The organism is Stutzerimonas stutzeri, assembly GCF_024448985.1.
Lineage (GTDB): Bacteria > Pseudomonadota > Gammaproteobacteria > Pseudomonadales > Pseudomonadaceae > Stutzerimonas > Stutzerimonas stutzeri_AP.
The window spans coordinates 23,765-43,394 of record NZ_JAMOII010000010.1 but is presented as its reverse complement, the minus strand read 5'-3'; the positions used below and the strand labels follow the sequence as shown (position 1 = coordinate 43,394).

15 protein-coding genes and 1 pseudogene are annotated in these 19,630 nt (G+C 54.7%); 8 read left to right on the top strand and 8 right to left on the bottom strand.

Going from position 1 to position 19,630, the window contains the following annotated elements; genetic code table 11:
• Nucleotides 1-200: 200 nt before the first annotated feature.
• Complete coding sequence (locus NA647_RS12635) at nt 201-581, top strand: antitoxin Xre/MbcA/ParS toxin-binding domain-containing protein (RefSeq protein WP_256058049.1); 381 nt, start codon at nt 201-203, stop codon at nt 579-581.
• 424 nt (nt 582-1,005) lie between these two features.
• On the opposite strand, the pseudogene NA647_RS12630 reads toward NA647_RS12635, so the two are convergent.
• Both NA647_RS12630 and NA647_RS12625 read right to left on the bottom strand, forming a co-directional pair.
• Nucleotides 1,006-1,194 (bottom strand): annotated as a pseudogene (locus tag NA647_RS12630) (RES domain-containing protein); the annotation flags it as partial.
• Nucleotides 1,191-1,661: an antitoxin Xre/MbcA/ParS toxin-binding domain-containing protein gene (locus tag NA647_RS12625; protein ID WP_042922181.1), complete on the bottom strand. Its 471-nt coding sequence runs from the start codon at nt 1,659-1,661 to the stop codon at nt 1,191-1,193. The gene NA647_RS12625 and the pseudogene NA647_RS12630, both read right to left, overlap by 4 nt.
• A gap of 1,263 nt (nt 1,662-2,924) precedes the next feature.
• On the opposite strand from NA647_RS12625, the gene NA647_RS12620 reads away from it, so the two are divergent.
• Nucleotides 2,925-5,939, top strand: a complete 3,015-nt coding sequence (locus tag NA647_RS12620; protein ID WP_256057985.1) for a Tn3 family transposase — start codon at nt 2,925-2,927, stop codon at nt 5,937-5,939.
• Nucleotides 5,936-6,298, top strand: a complete 363-nt coding sequence (gene tnpC / locus NA647_RS12615; protein WP_003298428.1) for a Tn3 family transposase post-transcriptional regulator TnpC — start codon at nt 5,936-5,938, stop codon at nt 6,296-6,298. The genes NA647_RS12620 and tnpC overlap by 4 nt, the downstream gene beginning before the upstream one ends.
• 25 nt (nt 6,299-6,323) lie before the next feature.
• Here tnpC and NA647_RS12610 read toward each other — a convergent pair whose 3' ends face one another.
• A complete protein-coding gene (locus NA647_RS12610) occupies nt 6,324-7,283 on the bottom strand; it encodes an arsenic resistance protein (RefSeq protein WP_102845815.1) in 960 nt (319 codons plus the stop codon).
• Between the two features lie 230 nt (nt 7,284-7,513).
• Here NA647_RS12610 and NA647_RS12605 point away from each other — a divergent pair, with 230 nt between their 5' ends.
• Genes NA647_RS12605 through NA647_RS12595 form a run of 3 tightly spaced genes read left to right on the top strand, consistent with a single transcriptional unit; the run spans nt 7,514 to nt 9,091 of the window.
• Nucleotides 7,514-7,948: a disulfide bond formation protein B gene (locus tag NA647_RS12605; RefSeq protein ID WP_174824731.1), complete on the top strand. Its 435-nt coding sequence runs from the start codon at nt 7,514-7,516 to the stop codon at nt 7,946-7,948.
• The gene (locus NA647_RS12600; RefSeq protein WP_102853253.1) at nt 7,945-8,625 is read left to right on the top strand and encodes a DsbA family protein; all 681 of its coding nucleotides are present in this window, start codon (nt 7,945-7,947) and stop codon (nt 8,623-8,625) included. Before NA647_RS12605 ends, NA647_RS12600 begins: the two co-directional genes overlap by 4 nt.
• A 4-nt stretch (nt 8,626-8,629) precedes the next feature.
• A complete protein-coding gene (locus NA647_RS12595) occupies nt 8,630-9,091 on the top strand; it encodes a methyltransferase family protein (RefSeq protein ID WP_017246351.1) in 462 nt (153 codons plus the stop codon).
• A gap of 214 nt (nt 9,092-9,305) precedes the next feature.
• On the opposite strand, the gene NA647_RS12590 is transcribed toward NA647_RS12595, so the two are convergent.
• On the bottom strand, nt 9,306-10,226 hold the full coding sequence (locus NA647_RS12590; protein WP_008569956.1) for a cation diffusion facilitator family transporter: 921 nt from the start codon (nt 10,224-10,226) through the stop codon (nt 9,306-9,308).
• A 377-nt stretch (nt 10,227-10,603) separates the two neighbouring features.
• Here NA647_RS12590 and NA647_RS12585 point away from each other — a divergent pair, with 377 nt between their 5' ends.
• Complete coding sequence (locus NA647_RS12585; RefSeq protein ID WP_023444715.1) at nt 10,604-10,933, top strand: hypothetical protein; 330 nt, start codon at nt 10,604-10,606, stop codon at nt 10,931-10,933.
• 279 nt (nt 10,934-11,212) lie between these two features.
• On the opposite strand, the gene NA647_RS12580 is transcribed toward NA647_RS12585, so the two are convergent.
• The 4 genes from NA647_RS12580 to NA647_RS12565 all read right to left on the bottom strand — a co-directional run bounded on the left by NA647_RS12580 (nt 11,213) and on the right by NA647_RS12565 (nt 17,422).
• Complete coding sequence (locus NA647_RS12580) at nt 11,213-11,338, bottom strand: hypothetical protein (protein ID WP_023444716.1); 126 nt, start codon at nt 11,336-11,338, stop codon at nt 11,213-11,215.
• A 233-nt stretch (nt 11,339-11,571) separates the two neighbouring features.
• The gene (locus NA647_RS12575; protein WP_015275576.1) at nt 11,572-14,742 is read right to left on the bottom strand and encodes a CusA/CzcA family heavy metal efflux RND transporter; all 3,171 of its coding nucleotides are present in this window, start codon (nt 14,740-14,742) and stop codon (nt 11,572-11,574) included.
• A 17-nt stretch (nt 14,743-14,759) separates the two neighbouring features.
• Entirely contained in the window at nt 14,760-16,106 is a 1,347-nt protein-coding gene (locus NA647_RS12570) for an efflux RND transporter periplasmic adaptor subunit (protein ID WP_015275575.1), read from the bottom strand.
• Nucleotides 16,107-16,114: 8 nt separating this feature from the next.
• A complete protein-coding gene (locus NA647_RS12565; protein WP_008569960.1) occupies nt 16,115-17,422 on the bottom strand; it encodes a TolC family protein in 1,308 nt (435 codons plus the stop codon).
• 839 nt (nt 17,423-18,261) lie between these two features.
• Here NA647_RS12565 and NA647_RS12560 point away from each other — a divergent pair.
• Nucleotides 18,262-19,581: an OprD family porin gene (locus NA647_RS12560; protein ID WP_014822255.1), complete on the top strand. Its 1,320-nt coding sequence runs from the start codon at nt 18,262-18,264 to the stop codon at nt 19,579-19,581.
• Nucleotides 19,582-19,630: the final 49 nt, after the last annotated feature.

The window sequence follows — 19,630 nt, the reverse complement described above, 5'->3', positions numbered from 1 at the left end:
CCGACCGCATTCATGGGGCGCTATGGAAATTGAGTAGACGCAGCTTGGCCCCCATCGAGGCCGTGCGGCGAGATCCGCAGGTCTGTCCGTAGCGCGCGCCACGCTGGTTATAGTGGAAAGGATGATTCCCGTAGCCAAGGCCCGCGTTTTGCGGCTGTAAACTGAGGTCTATTAACGTGACTTTAAATGATGAAGATCAAATGGCAGCCCCTAATAGTCCACTTGCAGGCAAGGTCGCGTTGACGTATTTCTTTAACCTTATGGAAAAATGGGACTGCTCTGAAGCTGAGCAGAAAGTTCTGCTGGGAATAATAGGCGACGCCGCGTATCACAAGTACAAGTGTCTGCCAGAGGTATGCCTGTGCCACGATCTCATGGAGAGGATTTCCTACCTGATGGGGATCCACAGATCCTTGAGGGTGATCTTCAGCAATCATGCCGACTACGGCTACCATTGGGTTAGAAAACCCAATAAAACACCCCTCTTCAACGGCCAAAGCGCTCTGCAGTTCATGCTGTCAGGGCGCACTGCTGAACTGGCGGAGGTGCACCGCTACCTAGCTTCGATACGGAACTTGTAGCGGCGCAACTACGAATCATGAGCACCTCTAACTAGTTTCCGCCCTAGATATCCTTTATTTTAAGGGTAGAACCGGCCAAGCGGCCGACCGGCTCCATATCTCGACCCGCGGCAGCGGCAATAGCTAACAAGCGCCCTTGAGCACCATGGCGTTTAGCCAACACCAAGCGCGCTTCTTCTCGGAATCGAGCTATCATTTCAGCCTCAGATGTACGTTTCCGCTTTTTCATCGAAACCTCGCGTGCTCACGTTTGCTCCGATGGCATGGTACGACAGTTGCCGCTGCGATGAAGCGCCGTGATAGAAGCCACGCATCAGCTTGCGGAAAGCGACGATTTGCTCTAACCAGCCGCTGACTCTCGTCCAGGCCTTTCTACGACTCAGAGCGCTCGACACGATTACGCCCCATTTTTGCCTCCCGTCATTCCGCCAACTTGGGCTGCCTCCAAAATGTCGGTTGAGGGGTCCACGGAGGCATACACGACGTTTCGTCCCGGAGGATTCCAACGGCCCCACATCTTGTACGCACCCATTCCACAGTCCCAGGTGTCCTGGTAGAGCTCGCGGTCGAGGCGCCATGCGTACCAAGAGCTAGACCAGTGAATTAAATTCACTGATAGACCCCGTATTCGATACGTTCCAGATAATCCTCGACCGCCTGAAAGCCGAACGGATTGTCGATAACGTCCAGCGGCACGTCGCCATCCAGGTGCTTGCAAGGGCGCCCTAGCCATTCTTCAGCCAGCTTCTGGGTGCCGAACACATTCATCGCGTGCTCCAGCACCTTCGCGTACTGGAAAGCAACGGCGCTCTGTTGAGAGTTCAGGTGTGCTGGCTGCCTGCTGCCCTGGCGCTGAATTGTCCTGATGGACTTACCAACAATGCGACTCATGATCTTCTTGGTTGAATACAGATCAGATATCGCAAGCATGTCTTTAACGTCTTTCAGATCAAAGCCTTTGACCGTGAGCCTGTAGACGATGACAGGACTGAGCTGGTCAGCACTTTTTTGGAGAAGGTATTCCGTTGGCTTGCGGGGGGCGGCCGCTGCCCTGCGAGTACGAGCAAACGCGGAATCCATAGCGTCACCTCCAGATGCGAAAAATGACATGAATGTAGCGCTGTTCGGCACCATAGGCAGTAGGTGCTTGATATCACATCGCTCTGTTCATCGTCTGAATCAATTATGCGCATCACCTGACGCCCATTCGGGATGCTCATTTCGCACTGCGCAGTTGAGCTGCCCGGCGCCAGTCCTGAAACTGCCAGCCACCAAACTGCGATAAGGGCTGCGCGCCGGGCGAGATAGCCACGCCTTGTCCAGGCCTGCCAATCTGAGGGAGCTGTACGGGAGCCGGACGCCGTTGGGCGGGTCGTTATCGACTTACAGCTGTTGTCACGAAATACAGTAACCAGCCAATAGCTGTCGATGGCCTCAAGCGCTTCGGCGGATAATATGCTGAACTCAGTTATTGAGCCCAGGATTTATCGAGCCACATCATTCTGCAGCGATTCGTTGCGTCTCCTTCGATAGAACGAGAGCACGGCGCGCTGAATTATCGAGGGCCGCGATGATAGCAGTGGCTTGCAAAAGCCAGCGCAGGTAGCGTTACAACCAGATCTATGAAGGAGACAGCGCTATTAACAAAAAGCCGATTCGCTCCGATGAGGAGCTAGCCACCGCCTTAGCGCGCTTGACGCAACTTTGGGGTGCAGAATCCGACTGCTCAGAGGGCAGCGAGCTGGAACTATTGGCGAAACTGATCGTGGAATACGAACGTCAACACCATCCACTGCCGCCATCTGATCCAATCGAAGCCCTCAAATTTCTGATAGACCAGCAGCTAATATCTGTTGACTCTGAACGCTAATCGCGACGGGAAACGGCTGTTTCACCTGGCCACGGTCTTCGCCCCGCTGTCGCCGGTAAGAGGCAGCTAACGGCCCAGAGTGTGTAAAAACGCTTCGTCAAAATTGAAGTGCGCGCGTCTACGTGAAATCTGAAATTTTTCGGCACCTCAGCAGATGTGGATTTCGCCCAGATGCGCGATTTCCAGTCCGGTTTTGAGTACCTGTCGCGCTCGAAAACGTTTTTACACAGCCTCGGCCATTAGCTGCCGTTCACTTCGACTCTTTGGAATAGGGCTTGCCGGCGCACTCAGCGTCGGCGCGGATTATCTGCTTCATCGGATAAATCGGCGGGTGGAATCCGGGTCATGCCGAGATAAAGGGAAAATTCACTCACTTCGCTCGTAACGTGTTGATGCCAAGAGAGTTTACCAAATAGACCGCACAGCCTCTGATCGTGGACTATCTTTTCTGACTCCTCAGAAAAGGAGTTCCTATGGCTTCATTAGAGCGTACGGCGTATCCCACTCTGCCAAAGGCGTATTCAAAAGCTGAGCTGCAGCGTGATTTTTCATTCTCAGAGGATGAGATTAAGTGGATACGAAGCAAGTCCAAGGCCCCCTTTCACCTCAATCTCGCCGTTCTCCTCAAGACCTTTCAGGTGCTCCGATATTTTCCTGATATCACCGACGTACCTAATCAACTAGTGGACTTCATTCGCGGAGAGTTGGGTCAGCGTAGCAAGGTGAAACTCGCGGAATACAAGTGGTTCCAGCAATATCGCCACATGAACGCGATCCGAGCTCGCCTCGGTGTGACGGCATTCTACGGCTCTGATGCCATGGAGCTCGCCGAGCGGCATGCCAAAGCAATGTCGTTTGTGCTTGACCAGCGCGCCGACATCATCAACTCCGTAATTGAAGAGCTGATCCGCCAGGATTATGAGCTCCCTGCGTACTCGACCCTGAATGATCTTGCTGAGCGAATTCATGCCGAATCCCAAGAGGCAATATTCAACCTTGTAGTAACCAGAACGCCAGTCGAGGTGATCCACAAGCTAAAGGATCTGCTCGATACTGACTTCGGCCGACGCCAGAGCGACTTCAATGCGCTGAAGCAGGCGCCCAAGAAACCATCTCGCAAGCACTTGGAGGTACTGATCGATCATCTGGCATGGCTAGAGAGCTTCGGGGATCTGGGTGCCATTTTTGAAGGAATAGTCGACACCAAGATCCGTCACTTCGCTGCCCAAGCCGCGGCGTCGGACGTAGCCGAGTTGAAGGACTGCTTACTGCCGAAGCGCTACACGCTGATGCTGGCCTTAATCTACCGCATGCGCGTGCGGACCCGGGATCACTTGGCCGAGATGTTCATCCGACGGATTTCGACGATCCATAAACGCGCCAAGGAGGAGTTGGAGCAAATCCAGGCGCGGCAACGCCAGAAGCTAGAGCAGTTGGCGGCGACCCTGGATGGCGTGGTGCAGATTCTGGTTCAAGAACCGGATGACCAGGAGGCTGGCAGTCTAATTCGGGAATACCTCTCCCCCGGTGGCAATCTGGATCGGTTGCGTGAGACTTGCGCCGAAGTACAGGCTACCGGCGGTAATAACTACCTGCCGCTGATCTGGAAGCACTTCAAGTCCCATCGCTCGTTATTGTTCCGTCTAAGCCACCTTCTTCAACTGGAGCCCACGACTCAGGATCGATCGCTGGTTCAGGCTCTTCAACTGATCCAGGACAGCGAGAATCTACACCGCGAGTGGATCGACGAGCACGTCGACTTGTCGTTTGCGTCGGAGCGCTGGGTCAAGGTCGTTCGCCGTCCTGCCAGTGAGGGGCCACCGACCAACCGGCGCTATCTAGAAGTTTGTGTATTCTCCTACCTGGCCCGCGAGCTGCGATCGGGTGACATGTGTGTACAGGGGTCGGAATCCTTCGCCGACTACCGCAAGCAGTTGCTGCCCTGGGAGGAATGTCTCCAGCGACTACCGGCCTACTGCGAAAAGGTCGGGCTGCCAGGCACGGCCAAGGAGTTTGTTGCCTCCCTCAAGACTCAGCTGGAGGAAACCGCGCAACAACTGGACGACAAATTCCCATCTTGCCGAGGGGACGTATCGATTAACGAAGCCGGAGAACCGGTGTTGCGCCGAGTAACGGCGCGGGACATTCCACCTTCGGCCATCTCACTACAGACGGCGCTTATGCAGCGCATGCCGGCCAGGCACGTGCTCGACATCATGGCCAACATAGAGCATTGGATTCAGTTCACGCGGCATTTCGGTCCCATGTCCGGTAACGAGCCGAAGCTCAAAGAGCCTGCCGAGCGCTATCTGATGACCATCTTCGCCATGGGCTGCAATCTCGGTCCCAACCAGGCTGCGCGGCATCTGGCCGGTAATGTCACGCCACACATGCTGTCCTATACGAATCGCCGCCACCTTTCACTGGAGAAGCTGGACAAGGCTAACCGCGAGCTGGTGGAACTCTATTTGCAGCTTGATCTGCCTAAGCTCTGGGGCGATGGCAAGGCGGTGGCAGCGGACGGCACGCAGTTCGACTTCTATGATGACAACCTGCTGGCCGGCTATCATTTCCGCTACCGCAAGATGGGTGCCGTGGCCTATCGGCACGTGGCCAACAACTACATCGCTGTGTTCCAGCACTTCATCCCACCAGGCATCTGGGAGGCGATTTACGTAATTGAGGGGCTGCTTAAGGCTGATCTCAGTGTCGAGGCAGACACTGTGTATTCAGATACTCAGGGGCAATCGGCGACAGTCTTTGCCTTCACCCATCTGCTGGGCATCAACTTGATGCCACGTATCCGCAACTGGCGTGACCTGGTGATGTGCCGGCCGGATCGCGGCGCGTCGTACAAGCATATCAACCGCCTGTTCACCGACACTGCCGACTGGCACTTGATCGAAACTCACTGGCAAGATCTGATGCAGGTCGCGCTGTCCATCCAGGCCGGCAAAATCTCCTCGCCTATGCTGCTGCGAAAACTCGGCTCCTATAGTCGGCGCAACAAGCTCTACCATGCGGCCCAGGCACTGGGCAGCGTGATCCGCACGATCTTCCTGCTCAACTGGATCGGCAGCCGCGAGCTGCGCCAGGAAGTTACCGCCAACACCAACAAAATCGAGTCCTACAATGGTTTCTCGAAGTGGCTTTCGTTCGGTGGCGACGTGATTGCCGAGAACGATCCGGACGAACAGCAAAAACGTCTGCGCTACAACGACATGGTGGCCTCATCGGTGATCCTGCAGAACACTGTAGATATGATGCGCATCCTGCAGAAATTGGCCCGAGAGGGTTGGCAGTTCACCGACGAGGATGTGTCCTTCCTCAGCCCCTACCTGACCAGCAACGTCAAACGCTTCGGCGAATTCAACCTAAAGCTCAACCGGCCACCGGAGCCCTGGATTAAGGACTCGGTGTTCCAACAAGCTGCCGGCTCGCTGCGGGTGATCACACCTCGCCAGCTAGATACCGAGAAAACGACATGATCAATGTTCCTCCCGCAGCCTTTCGCGTTACACCGTACGGCGAAGTCGATGCGGTGGCGTTGGAAAACCTACGCGACGGCTTCGACGCCTCTCAACTGCTCCGGCTGGTTGATCGATTGGACGCCTGCTTGCTGCAACTGGGCGGAACCACCGCCATTCGCGACGAGCTGCTGAGATTGCATGCGATGGCTCTGACGATAATTGAGGGCATCGCCCTTACGGTGCCTGCCGAGAGTGCTTGTATCTGGGCAGAAGCCGAATCTCTGCAGACGGATCTTGAGGCGCTGGTTTCCTGGGCTCGCACTGCTCAGCTCATCATTGCGCCGCTGATCAATCTTGCTCCACAGCACGAGGCATGAGCGCTCTCGCCGATTTCGACCAGGCTCAGCGGTTTTTGATCATGGCTGGAATCGCCCTTAAGTAGATCAACTCACCAATCAATTCTACGAGTGTCTGAGTGATCACAGCCGCCGCAGCCAGCCCGCGAATGGACTCCGGGAGCGCTAGGGCCAGGGGAAGCACTACAAGCGAGTTGCGAGTGCCTGAGCTAAATGCCACTGCCCGTGCGGCAGATACCTCCAAACCAAATAGCCGGGAGCTGAGTACGCCGAGGGCGGGAGCGAGTAATAGAAACGCTCCGTATACCGGAAGCAACGGCGCCAGGATGTCGAGTTGGTACACGACGGCCGCGATCTGCGAACCTACCACCACGATTAGAACCAGGGCCATTGCAGGTACTGGCAGCCAAGCCCAGCCTGCGCTCCATGCACGAACCAGCAGAGATCGGCGCCCGCCAAATTCGGTGAGCACAGCCGCTACCAAGGGTAGGACGATCAGTAACAGGAAAGCTTCTGCGAAGGGCCACAGCTTGATCACTGTGCCAGCTTCGGAACCAAGGATTAGCTGCAAGTAGAGGGGCAGCAGCAAAAGCTGAAGCAACAGCAGCAATGGCGTCGCCGCGAGCACCAGACGAGAGTCCCCTTTGCCCAGGTGGGTGAAGACCACCACGTAATCGATACAAGGCGTCAGCAGGACAAGTAGCGCGCCGACCAACAAGGCCTTGTTCGATGAGAGCGGCCACGTCACTAGCCACACCATCAATGGCATTAACAGGAAGTTGGCCAGTAACAGGGCACCGACGAAGCGGCGGTTGGCAAAAGCTGCTCGCAGTTCCAGAAAAGGAATCTGCAGAAACATGGCATACATCAGCACGGCAATCGCCGGTGTGATGGCCATGGCCGTCAGTCCGGTGAATTGCGCAGAGCTCAAACCTGCAATGGCAGCGGCCACCACCGCCGCGAAATAAAATGCTATCTGATGTTCTTCCAGCCAGTCCCGCGACATCTGATATCTTCTCTTGCTGCGCAAGGGCGACATTCTCGCACTGGCATCGGATTTAACCCAGCGTTGAGGCTGGTTGCGCAGCGGGCTGCCTGGTTGCTTTTCGCTTGTGCCGGTGGGCGAAGGTTTACAACGCTCCAACAAGTCTTGCCGACAAGAGGAAGCATGGTGTTTCGAAATAACCGGATGGCGGGTCTGACGCAAGTGTTCGTCACCGCCAGGAGCTAACCGCAATGAATCCTCAACGTTCAGGCATGACCTGGAACCTGCTGCTGCTAACCTGGCTGGTCGCACTGGTATCGACCCTATCCGCGCTGTACATTGGCGAGGTGATGGGCCAGGCACCCTGTGTTTTGTGCTGGTTCCAGCGCGCCTTTATGTTTCCGCTGGCGGTGATCCTGGCCATCGCCTGCTACCGCTCGGATTTCACAGTCTGGCGTTACGCCCTACCGCTGACCGCTATCGGTGCGGCTCTGGCATTTGTTCACACGCTGCTCTATGCAGGGCTGATTCCACAGCCGATCCAGCCCTGCACGGCCACCGGTCCATCCTGCTCAGGCGCCGGAATGACCCTCTTCGGCGTGGTGCCCCTGCCGGCACTCGCCTTGTTCGCCTTTATCCTGATCGCCATCCTGCTCATTCTCATCCGTCGGAGAACAACTCCATGAATCGCCGTTCCGTGGTCCTGATCATCAGTGCCGTGATCCTGGCCGTTTTTGCCGCCGCCGCATTCTTCTATTCCCCCTCGCAGTCGCCTCAACAGGCCCAGGCTCCCAGTTCGACAGCCCAAGAGACCGCGACACAACCCAAACAGAACGGAGGCCAACTGGTTCGCTTCCACTCGCCGGTGTTCGGCCCGGCGCAAGCGCCAGTAACCATTGTCGAGTTCTTCGATCCTTCATGCGAGGCATGCCGCGCCTTCCATCCCTTTGTGAAGCAGATCCTCGCCGAGAACCCGGAAGATGTACGTCTGGTGCTGCGCTATGTACTGTTTCATCAAGGTTCGGAAGAAGTGGCGCGGATGCTTGAGGCGGCGCGCAAGCAAAATCTCCATGAACAAGTGCTGGAGGCTGTGCTGGAGACCCAGCCCGGTTGGCACGACGACCCCAAGGTAACGCAGGCATGGGCTGCTGCCGAGCGCGTCGGTTTGAACTTGGAGCAGGCTCGCCAGGACATGCATACGCCTAGCGTCAACGCCGTGCTTGAAACGGACATGCAGGACGTCAAGGCCGTTGGGATTCGTGGCACCCCGACCTTTTTTGTCAATGGTCGAGCGCTCAGCGAGTTCGGCCCGGAGCCGCTGCGCCGATTAGTGAGCAGCGAAGTGGCCAAGGCACGGGAATGACACTATGAGCGCGCTGGAGAACCGCGTGCCACCGCTGCTCGTAGCTGGCCTGATCGCTCTGCTGATGGGTTTGTCGGGGCCCAGATTACCGAGCATCGAACTGGCATGGACCGCGCGGCTGACCTTCGCTTTGCCGGTACTGTTCCTGGGGCTCGGCGTGTGTTTCGCCGGCGTACTGTCGTTTCGCCGCGCACGTACTACTGTCAATCCATTGCAGCCGCAGCAGGCTTCGGTGTTGGTGGAGGCTGGCATCTATCAGTACAGCCGCAACCCCATGTATTTGGGCTTCGCCATCAGCCTGACGGCCTGCGCGCTGGCCCTGGCCTCGCCTTTTACCCTGCTGGGCGTGGTTGCCTTCGTGCTTTACATGAATCGTTTCCAAATCGAACCCGAAGAGTCGGCGCTGGAAGCGCTGTTCGGCGAATCATTCGCTCGCTACCGCGCACGAGTCCGCCGCTGGCTCTGAGCGTCCGCGGCGGTAGCGACTGGCGGGGCTTGCTCGTCGCGGCAGCCTGCCGAAGGTGCCACGACCTAGCCTGATCTCCTCGTGACGAGCTGCTTTGGCCACATGCCGCTAGCATGTCTCTGGTCGAAGACATAGCGCCAACGAGTGATGTCGCAAGTTCACTCCGTTGATATCGAGATAACTGTCTAGCAACAGCGGTGAGCGCAAAGCAGGCTTATGCTTCGCTGCGATGACTGTCGGCCTGCCTGGTGTCGATACAAACACTGCCGTCTAGCTCCATTTCAAGTGTCGAGTGGCTGACTTTGAATCGCTCATGAAGTACACGTTTTAAATCAGTCTTCACTCGTTCAATTTCGGGCAGGCTAGCCTTCTTGATGACAACGTGAGCTTCCAATGCAGTTGAATGTTCGGCAATTTCCCAGACATGTACGTGGTGAACACTCACAACGTCGTCCACTTGCTCCATGACATTGATTATATCAGTGATGGAAACTCCTTCTGGTGCGCCCTCCATTAACAAGTGAATGGTTTTAGGTAGCATGCTAAAGCCCTGCCATAGCACGTAACCAGCAATCATCAGCGTCAGTACAGTATCTGTCCAATACCAGTCATACAGAAGGATTAATGTTCCGGCAATAATAACACCGACGGAGGCCAGCGCATCCGACACATTGTGCAAGAATGCCGCCTTTATATTCATGCTATTCTTAGACATTGTGTAGGTGAGCAAGGCCGTGACGACATCTACAATCAAGGCTATTCCCGCCACCACGACCACTGTCCATCCTTCAATGGGCTGTGGGGCAAAAAACCGACCTATAGCTTCGTAGATGAGGTAGAGACCAACGATAATCAGCGTGACCAAGTTAATCAAAGCCGCTATGGTTTCACTGCGTCGGTAGCCGAAGGTTTTAAAAGCATCTGGCGGTTTGCGACCGATTTTACGTGCGATGAGCGCAATAACCAGTGATGCGGCATCGCTCAAGTTATGTAGCGCGTCAGCTATGAGCGATAAACTGCCAGAAAGTATTCCTCCAACAACTTGTGCCAGAGTTAGCACAGTATTAACGCCAATGGCAGCGATTAAACGCTTATCGCCTATGGCTTCGGTGTTATGGTTATGTTCGTGAGCCATTGGTTTTTAACCGTCCTTAAATAACATAAGACAAGGATAGGGAGCCCAAAAAAGTAATAGATAATACTAGCACCAATACCATCTGGCCTTCCAAACCACACTGACAGAAATGCGACCACTCTCAAGCGAGTTCGTGCATTATCGTCTGAAACTTGCCGATAACTGGCCGATCCCTCTCAAACGTTAAACGACGTTGCTCGCTAATGATAGATGATGCGGCGTCAATCCGAAGATGACAAAATTGTAATCTTCCAATCATTCTTTTCGTAGGATAGGCCCTTGCAGATTGGTGCGCCTCGGTGCTGACATGACGAAGCAAGGCGCTCATGTCACCGCGCAATGGAAGCATTACATTTCAATAATGTAATGCTTGGCTCATGCTGCTGTTAACTTCAATCACGCAAAATTCATTCGAACCTGCAGGGCTCAGCGAGAAAGCTCAGCAAGCCACCTTTGAATTTAGCGAGGACTGCCCTATGAATCTGTTGAAAGCTATTGTTGTTGGTTTGGTAATCTGCGGCTCCGCATTGTCTTATGCAGAAGATGGTTACGACCGCTCAATTAAATTTAATGAAAAATTCCGAGCAGATCAAAAACGAATTCACGGAACCGAATCCGCCAAACGAAAAATAGACGAATTACAGATTAAGGATACCCGCCAAGATCAGAACAATACGGAAAGCAAGAAAGAAACCAAAGCTGACTAACCGCTTCATATCTGAACGATATTCGCCTCCGGCAGCTTCCAATCTCCTTTGGAAGCAGTTGCACTCTAAGCGCCCTTCGGGGCGCTTTTTTGTTTCCATAACTTGCCCGCAACATCGCTACCAGCGAATCGCCCGGAATTTATATAAGCCGTTTCGTTTAAGTCAGGCCGCCATTGCCTGATCTGTTGTTATTAGCCTTCGCAAGGATCATGTCCGAGTGAGCTGAACAGACGCTGTGGCGTACAGCGCACCCATGTCTGGGTCGCTATCTCAAAGGCCTCACGGTTCGCCCATGATTGACGGTGTCAGCTCGGCCTTGCACAGCCCGCTGATCGTTCCAGCCAGGGCTTTGTCGTAGCTATCGCCCTTTGCTGCCGACCGGGGCAGGTCAGTCGCTGTTTGCATAATCCTTCGTCAGCTCACCGTGGGTGAAAGCCATCAGGTCAAGGACGCGTATGTAGCGAAAGTCATACGCACTAAGCGCTGAGCAATTTTTTATTTACCGCTTAGATGCATCAGACTGCGCCACAAAGGCTGTGCTGTCCGCTGCGCCGCTAATGAAACTGCGCTCCGATAATTAACGCGCCCCGTTCTCGCTAGCTAGCAAGAACGGGGCGTTGTGTGCCGCCATCCAATCTCTAGCTTGTTCTGTCAGCGGCCAACGCGATTTCTTGCTCCTCCAATTCGTCTTCGCGTCGATGAGCCATCTGGTAGAGCAACGGCAAAACTAATAGCGTTAGCACCGTTGAGGAGAGAATCCCCCCGATCACCACCGTCGCAAGGGGACGTTGTACCTCTGCACCGGTACCCACATTCAAGGCCATTGGAACGAACCCGAGTGAAGCCACTAAGGCTGTCATCAATACCGGTCGTAGCCGGGTAAGGGCACCTTCGCGGATCGCAGTGTCCAGAGGTAAACCTTGCTCCCGTAGGCTACGGATGAAGGAGATCATTACCAGGCCATTTAGAACGGCGACGCCTGACAGAGCAATAAAGCCAACACCTGCTGAAATGGACAATGGGATATCTCTGAGCCACAGCGCAACAATGCCTCCGGTGAGCGCAAATGGAATCCCTGTAAAGACCAACAAACCGTCTTTGACATTGTTGAACATCATGAAAAGCAGAATGAAGACCAGGAGCAGCGCCACGGGGACGACAATCTGCAGCCGCTTCGTTGCCGATTCAAGCTGCTCAAAGGTACCGCCCCAGTCGATCCAATAACCTGCCGGGATATCTACCTGGGCCTGGATTTTCTGTTCTGCCTCAGATACGAATGATCCAATGTCACGACCACGGACGTTTGCACTGACGACAATTCGCCGTTTCCCTTCTTCTCTACTGATCTGATTCGGACCGGGGGCCAAATCCAGGGTGGCCACCTCGCCGAGGGGGATATAACTTATGGTGCTGTTTAATTCCCTTGGAAGGGCAATTGGAAGCCGCTCAATTGCGGCGAGATCGCTGCGTATCTCGTCCGGTAAACGAACCACGATATCGAAACGCCGATCTCCTTGAAACAAGGTGCCTGCCTCTCGGCCACCGATAGCTACTGCAACCGCTTGCTGGACGGTATCTAGACTCAGGCCGTATCGTGCGATCTGATCGCGATCGATATCAATCGTGAGCATGGGAAGGCCAGTCGTCTGCTCGACCGTAACCTCTGAAGCGCCTGGTACTTGTCCTAGCACCTCGGATACTTCCGCCGCCGTGCTGTTAAGAACGTCCATGTCATCACCATAGATTTTCACGGCTACCGCGGCACGAACTCCGGAAATCAGCTCGTTGAAACGCAGCTGAATCGGCTGGGAAAACTCGTAGTTATTGCCCGGCAACTCAGCGGCGGATGCTTGCACCTCGCTTAAGAGCTGATTACGCGACTTGCCTGGATCCGGCCACTGTTCTTGTGGCTTCAGCATGACGTACCCGTCAGAGATATTTGGAGGCATAGCATCCGATGCCACTTCCGCAGTGCCAGTTCGCGCAAATATGCGTTCAATCTCCGGAAACTCATCCATAAGCTTTCGCTCCAGCTGCTGCTGCATCTCTACAGACTGACTAAGACTGGTAGCTGGTACACGAAGGGCTTGGATAGCGAAGTCTCCCTCGTTGAGGCTAGGCACGAATTCACTGCCCATACGTGACCCTACGAGGCCAGAAAGTATGACTACAACTACCGCAAAGGTGAGCACTGCTGGCTTGTTGGCCATTACCGCATCGAGCGCAGGTGCGTAGGCCCGTTTAGCATTGCGGATTAGAAAGTTTTCCTTTTCCGTAACCCGCTTACCGATAAAGAGCGCAACGGCCGCCGGGACGAACGTCACCGAAAGGATTATCGCCCCGAATAGCGCTGTCACTACGGTAAACGCCATGGGCGTGAACATCTTACCTTCTACCCCTGTAAGGGCGAATATCGGCAGATACACGATCATAATGATCAGCTGCCCATACAATAGAGGCCGACGCACTTCCTTTGCCGCAGCGAATACTTCATGAAGCCGTTCGGACAGTGTTAATGCCCGTCCGTGATGGGACTGAGCGTGTGCAAGTCGACGCACGCAGTTCTCAACAATCACCACGGCTCCATCGATAATGATGCCGAAATCCAATGCGCCTAGGCTCATCAGGTTGGCGCTGACCTGATTGGCTACCATGCCGGTGAACGTGAAGAGCATAGAAAGCGGTATCACAAGCGCGGTTAGGATCGCCGCCCGGATATTGCCTAAGAAGAGAAAAAGTATAACCACAACAAGAATGGCACCCTCAGTGAGGTTCTTCTTAACGGTGGATATAGCTTTGTCTACGAGTACAGTTCGATCGTAGACAGTAATTGCCTTTACGCCTTCCGGAAGCGAAAGGTTTATCTCTTTCATCTTGTCGTCGACAGCCCTTGAAACTACTCGGCTATTTTCACCGATAAGCATGAAGGCCGTACCTAGTACCACTTCGCGGCCATTCTCGGTGGCTGCGCCAGTGCGGAGCTCCTTTCCAACCTCGACCGTCGCAACGTCGCGGATACGCACTGGGGTACCGTCAACGTTGCTAATAAGGGTATCGCGGATGTCCTCCACAGACTGCATTTGTCCTGGAGCGCGAACAAGATACTGCTCGCCGCGCTTTTCAATATATCCGGCACCTAGATTGTTATTGTTTTGCTCAACCGCCTCGATCAAATCTTGTAGTGTTAGTCCAAACGACCGCAAAGTGTCTGGGTTGGGGGCGATCTGATATTCCTTTGCATATCCTCCGATCGTATTGATCTCAGTAACACCAGGTACATTTCGGACTTGCGGTTTGATGATCCAATCTTGAATCTCACGCAAGTCAGCAGGGGTATACGGCGTACCGTCCGATTTGGTGGCACCTTCCTCAGCTTCAACCGTCCAAAAATAGATTTCGCCAAGCCCAGTGGAAATAGGGCCAAGTGTTGGAGTGACGCCATCTGGGAGCTGATCTTTGGCCCCTCCCAGGCGCTCGTTCACAAGTTGGCGGGCAAAATAGATGTCAGTGCCTTCCTCAAAAATAACTGTGATCTGAGAAAGTCCATATCGAGACAAGGATCGTGTCTGCTCGAGCTTGGGCAGCCCAGCCATTACCGTCTCGAGCGGGTAGGTAATACGCTGCTCCACTTCCAGCGGGGAATAACCTGGCGCCGCAGTGTTGATTTGCACCTGTACGTTGGTGATATCCGGGACAGCATCGATAGGCAGCTTTTGGTAGCTGTAAGCTCCTAACGCTGCCATGCCAAGCACGGCTAGCATAACCAACCAGCGATGCTCGATAGAAAAACGAATGATACGTTCGAACACGATTCTATAACTCCGTATCAGTGAGCATGCGAGGCGCTGGCTTTGCCAAGCTCGGACTTGATGATGAAGCTGTTATCCAAGGCATAGCGCGCTCCGGGCTGGAGGCCTTCCTTGATTTCGACCGCGTCACTATCGCTGCGGCCACTCACGATTGGCTGAGCAGCAAAGCCATGGTCGGTCCGTACAAACACCACCGGCTTTTCTTCCAATGTGTGGATCGCATCAGGACTTACTGCGACTGGCACGGATGCTTCGCCAGCGCCTACCTGCACTTTGACGAACAGGCCGGGGCGCCAAACCCCTTCAGGGTTGGGAAGTGTGACCCGGGCGGTAGCGGCGCGGCTTTGCTGACCAACAAGTGAGCCGACATAAGAAACGGTTCCATTGGCACTGGACTCGAATGCTGTGGCCTCGATAACGGCATTGCTGCCTACTCGTACCGCGCTGAGTGCATTGGCAGGAACGCTGATATCTGCCCACACGGTGGAGAGATCGGAAATGATGAATATCTGGTCATCGGTATTGACTGACTCACCGAGCGTGATGTCCTTCTCAACGATCATCCCATCGAACGGCGCCCTGAGTTCGTAGCGGCTCAATGCGTCTGGCTTGCCAGCATCACTGCCAAGCGCTTGTAGCTGTGCGTTTGCATTCGCAACAGTCAGCTCTGCTTCCCGTAAAGCCTGTTGTGCCTGTAAATAATCCTGTTCCGCAGAAATACGCTCTTCCCATAGCTCCTTTTCGCGTCGATAGGTTTTTTGAGCCAATGCAAGACGTTTTTGCGCCGCGTAGAACTCGCTTCTACGTTCCGACAGGTCTGTACTCGCGATCACAGCAAGTACTTGCCCCTGTTTCACCTGTTCGCCCAAATCGACTTTGACCGCTTCAACGACACCTGAGAGACGAGGCACAACTTGCGCTGTGCGGTCTTGGTTGAATGTAATTTCGCCAGGCAGCTCAATTGCGCTTTTTATCTTTGCGGGCTGAGCAGTTGCCAGTGAGATGCCGGCGGCTAGGATTTGTGTCTCTGAGAGTTCTACCTCTGCTGTTTCAGTATGCTCCGCTCCCTCGGGCTCATCTTCATGCTCATCTTTCTCTGCCGCACCGACCTCGTGATCGCTATCGGCGCCTCCTTCATCATGGCCATGATCTCCTTCGGCTTCTGCATCCTCATCCGAATGCCCTTCATCCTCATGCTCCGATTCGTCACCATGCTCGCTATGTGCGTCGCCCGCATCGGGCACAGCTGGACTACTGCGAAGAAGCAATCCGCCAAGCATAAGTGCCACGCTTAATATGACGACGATCCAAAAAATCTGCTTCTTGTGACCAGCCAAGGAAGATGTATTCGATTTACTTTTCATATGGATTCCTATGGCTGAGTGGCCGAGGTGATAACGGCCGACCCATCTCCGACAATTCGCGAGATTTCTGCCGCCGCCTGGTTAGCTTGTGATAGCGCAGACAGATACTGAGATCGGGCTTGGAAAAGCGTGCGTTGAGCATCCAGTACGTCAAGGAACGTGAATTTTCCAAGTTCGAACCCCTTGCTGGCAGCTTCATAAGCGCTTTGGGCACTGGGGAGCATATCGTTGCGCAACAGTTCAAACTGCTGGCGAGCAGTGCGCAGCCGCATGTGCGCTTGGGAAAGTTCGCTTTTCAGGCGTATATGGACGGCGTTGAGCTCGTCCTGCGCCTGGTAGGCCCGTTCCTGCGCTGCTCCGATGTTGCCTTGGTTTCGATCAAACAACGGCAGGGGCATCGAGATACTCACCAATCCCAGCGTGCCGTTATATTCATCTGAGCGTTGGGCACCTACGCTAACCGTCACGTTAGAAAAGCGATTCGTCCTTTCCAGCTTTAACGCAGCCCGACGTCTTTCAGCCTCCCGACGCGCGCGGGTTAGTTGGGCGGAATCGTTCAAACGGCTATAAAGCTCAGCTAGCTCGGGAAGAGGAGGCACTGCCTCTGCCGGCTCTTTTACTCGCTCAAAGCGTGGCTGTGGATTTCCCCAGTTGGCCGCCAGCCGAGTGCGCGCAGCTTCGAGTTCAGCTGTGGCCTGGGCAAGCTCTACTTGCACTCCAGTAGCCGCAACCCGCGCCCGGGTTTCCTCTACGGGAGAAACCATGCCGGCCCTCACACGTCGATTGGCCACGTTCACTGCTTGCTTCGCAAGCTTTGAAGCAGCCTGAGCGAGGTCCAGCCGTTCTTGAGCAGTAAGCACATCGTAGTACGCGCCCATCACTGCCCCCCTCAGTCGAGCTTGGGCGTCCTGTAGGTCAGCAGCTGCTACGTCCAAGGCTCGTTGCGCCGCCTCAATACGAGCCGAACGTTTACCACCCAGCTCTATTTCTTGGCTCAGTTCAAGCGTGGTCTCCGGGGCATCGCCCCGGATTCCCTCCTGGCTAGCGGACAATATTGGATTCGGACGTGCTCCGGCTTGGCTAATTAATGCGCGAGAAGCAGCCAGCTCACGTCTTGCAACAGCCAGTTCAGGGCTTGCAGAGCTAGCGAGTTCCAAGGCGCGTAGAAAGCTTATGGATTCGACAGACTCAACGGGGAATGTATTTGACACACCGACAGGTAAGGTCTGTGTGAAGGTCGGCAACTCTAAGGGTTGCGCAAAGGCGAGATTGCACGACAACGTCGTCAACCCCAGCGAGAAAAGAGCTTTTCGCACCGAAATCTCCTAAAAAAAGGGAAGGTTCGGTGAGACGTCAGATACAGATAAATGGCGCTTACTGGTTACTTTGGCGTCCCACCGGTTTTGCACCGATGCGCCAATTAGGTTTCTCAGGACGCCCCGCTTCAGCCGATGCGTAGCTAGCAGAAGGAAACGGTTTCAAGCTCATTGATAATACCGAACCAGGACAGATCCCTTTCGTTATAAGCGGCTTGATATGGTCGCCATGAAAGACACAGTCTCCATCCAGACTGATTTTTTTTGCGGCTTTTGACGATCCTTCCTCGTCAGTACCCAGAGACTCGTGCGGATGTTCGTGATGTCCAAGATGATTTGCTGCCGAACCATCCTCATGACTGCAGCTCGTGCTAACAACTGCCCATGATGATTGCAATGGGAACAAGGCTAGCAACATCAGCAAAACTATTTTTCTCATCCAAGGCAAAACGATGACTTCCTGGTTTAGATGTCGAATCCAATCATAAGAACTACCCCCGCCAAGACGCGAAACACATGCGCCTCTACTGCGATAGTGATTCGCCCTGAATTTAGTAGACAAATACACGAAAGCGTTTTTATCAGCCTTGCCAAGCCGGCGAGATAGCTGATGGCTATGGGGTGGTGACTTTAAATAAGTGTGGATAACGACCTGGTGACCGCAACATTACAAATCTGTAATCGAAGGAGTGCGCGATTGGGCTTCCTCAGATTACAAAATAGTCATTTGCCGCTAATCCTGCCGTCATCTCTAGGGGAAGAACATGGCCAAGCGCTAAAAACAAAAAGGCGAAAGGCGTCATTCGAGCACTGACCTGCCGTACATAAGGAGCATCATCATGAGCAAAAAGGCCGTTTTTTCGCTGACAGCCCTTTCACTGGCATTGGGCAGCGCCCCGGTCTTTGCCCAATCGGAAACAGCCGAGGGCTTCATCGAAGGCAGCACGCTATCGCTGATAAATCGCAACTTCTATTTCAATCGGGATTTTCGCGACGGTGAGAGTGCCGCCGGCAATGGCTACTCCGAGGAATGGGCCCACGGATTGATGGCCTTCTTCGAGTCCGGATATACCCAAGGCTCGGTAGGGATTGGCTTCGACGCTTTCGCCATGCTCGGCCTCAAGCTCGACTCCGGTTCGGGGCGCTCCGGTGTGGGCGGCAGCATCGACCTGCTTCCCCACGACAGCGCTGGCGATCCTGAGGATGACTTCACACGGGTGGGGGGCGCGGTGAAAGCACGCTTGCTGGACACCGAGATCAAGGCCGGCGATGTATTTCCCACTACACCTGTCGTGCACTTCGGCGACTCTCGGCTGCTGCCGGAGTCTTTCAAGGGTGTCACCGTTGTGAACAACTCGCTGGACGACCTCACCCTTCAGGGAGGCCGCTTGCACGCGATGAGCCAGCCCAACACCAGTAACATGAACGAAGACTTCGTCACCTTCTACGGCGGGGGCGTAGACGCGCCTTGGCTCGGCTACGCAGGCGGTGACTACAGCGTGAATGAAAATATCAGTCTTAGCCTGTACACCAGCCGCCTCAAAGATGCCTGGAACCAGCATTACTTCGGTGCGTCGGCCACCTATCCGCTCTCCGATATCGTCGCGCTGCTGGCCAGCTTCAACTATTACAAGGCAACCGACGAAGGCCGTGAGTTGCTGGGCGAGTTCAACAACAACATCTGGAGCTCCAGCCTGGGTGTCGCCTTCGGCGCGCACACCGTCACGGCGTCGTATCAGCGAAACAACGGTAACAACGACTTTGACTACTTGCGCCAGGCGGACTCGATCTACCTGAACAACTCCATTCAGTACAGTGATTTCAACTCACCTAAAGAGCAGTCCTGGATGCTGCGCTACGACCTGAACATGGCGGAGTACGGCATACCCGGGCTTACTTTCATGACCCGCTACGCCCGCGGTTGGGGCGCCGATTACAGCAACGCGAACGAGGTGTACATGCGCCAAGACGATAACGGTGCGCCGCTGACGGGACAGAACCGCTGGGAACGCGACGTCGAAGCCCGCTACGTTGTACAGACTGGCTCTCTCAAGGATTTGTCTCTGCGGGTGCGCCAGGCTACCACGCGGGCGACTGCTTTCGAGTCCGACCTCGATGAGGTCCGATTCATCGCCGAGTACCCTCTCTCGATCTTGTGAAACACCATGAGCAACACCACATCTTCTTTAGTTTTGCTCCCTTGGTTTG

Coding starts and splice junctions, on each gene's coding strand:
- NA647_RS12590 (WP_008569956.1), bottom strand. CDS start 10,226: ATGGCTCACGAACATAACCATAACACCGAAGCCATAGGCGATAAGCGT.
- NA647_RS12600 (WP_102853253.1), top strand. CDS start 7,945: ATGAATCGCCGTTCCGTGGTCCTGATCATCAGTGCCGTGATCCTGGCC.
- NA647_RS12610 (WP_102845815.1), bottom strand. CDS start 7,283: ATGTCGCGGGACTGGCTGGAAGAACATCAGATAGCATTTTATTTCGCG.
- NA647_RS12625 (WP_042922181.1), bottom strand. CDS start 1,661: ATGGATTCCGCGTTTGCTCGTACTCGCAGGGCAGCGGCCGCCCCCCGC.
- NA647_RS12635 (WP_256058049.1), top strand. CDS start 201: ATGGCAGCCCCTAATAGTCCACTTGCAGGCAAGGTCGCGTTGACGTAT.
- NA647_RS12620 (WP_256057985.1), top strand. CDS start 2,925: ATGGCTTCATTAGAGCGTACGGCGTATCCCACTCTGCCAAAGGCGTAT.
- tnpC (WP_003298428.1), top strand. CDS start 5,936: ATGATCAATGTTCCTCCCGCAGCCTTTCGCGTTACACCGTACGGCGAA.
- NA647_RS12560 (WP_014822255.1), top strand. CDS start 18,262: ATGAGCAAAAAGGCCGTTTTTTCGCTGACAGCCCTTTCACTGGCATTG.
- NA647_RS12605 (WP_174824731.1), top strand. CDS start 7,514: ATGAATCCTCAACGTTCAGGCATGACCTGGAACCTGCTGCTGCTAACC.
- NA647_RS12595 (WP_017246351.1), top strand. CDS start 8,630: ATGAGCGCGCTGGAGAACCGCGTGCCACCGCTGCTCGTAGCTGGCCTG.
- NA647_RS12570 (WP_015275575.1), bottom strand. CDS start 16,106: ATGAAAAGTAAATCGAATACATCTTCCTTGGCTGGTCACAAGAAGCAG.
- NA647_RS12580 (WP_023444716.1), bottom strand. CDS start 11,338: ATGCAAACAGCGACTGACCTGCCCCGGTCGGCAGCAAAGGGCGATAGC.
- NA647_RS12585 (WP_023444715.1), top strand. CDS start 10,604: ATGCTGCTGTTAACTTCAATCACGCAAAATTCATTCGAACCTGCAGGG.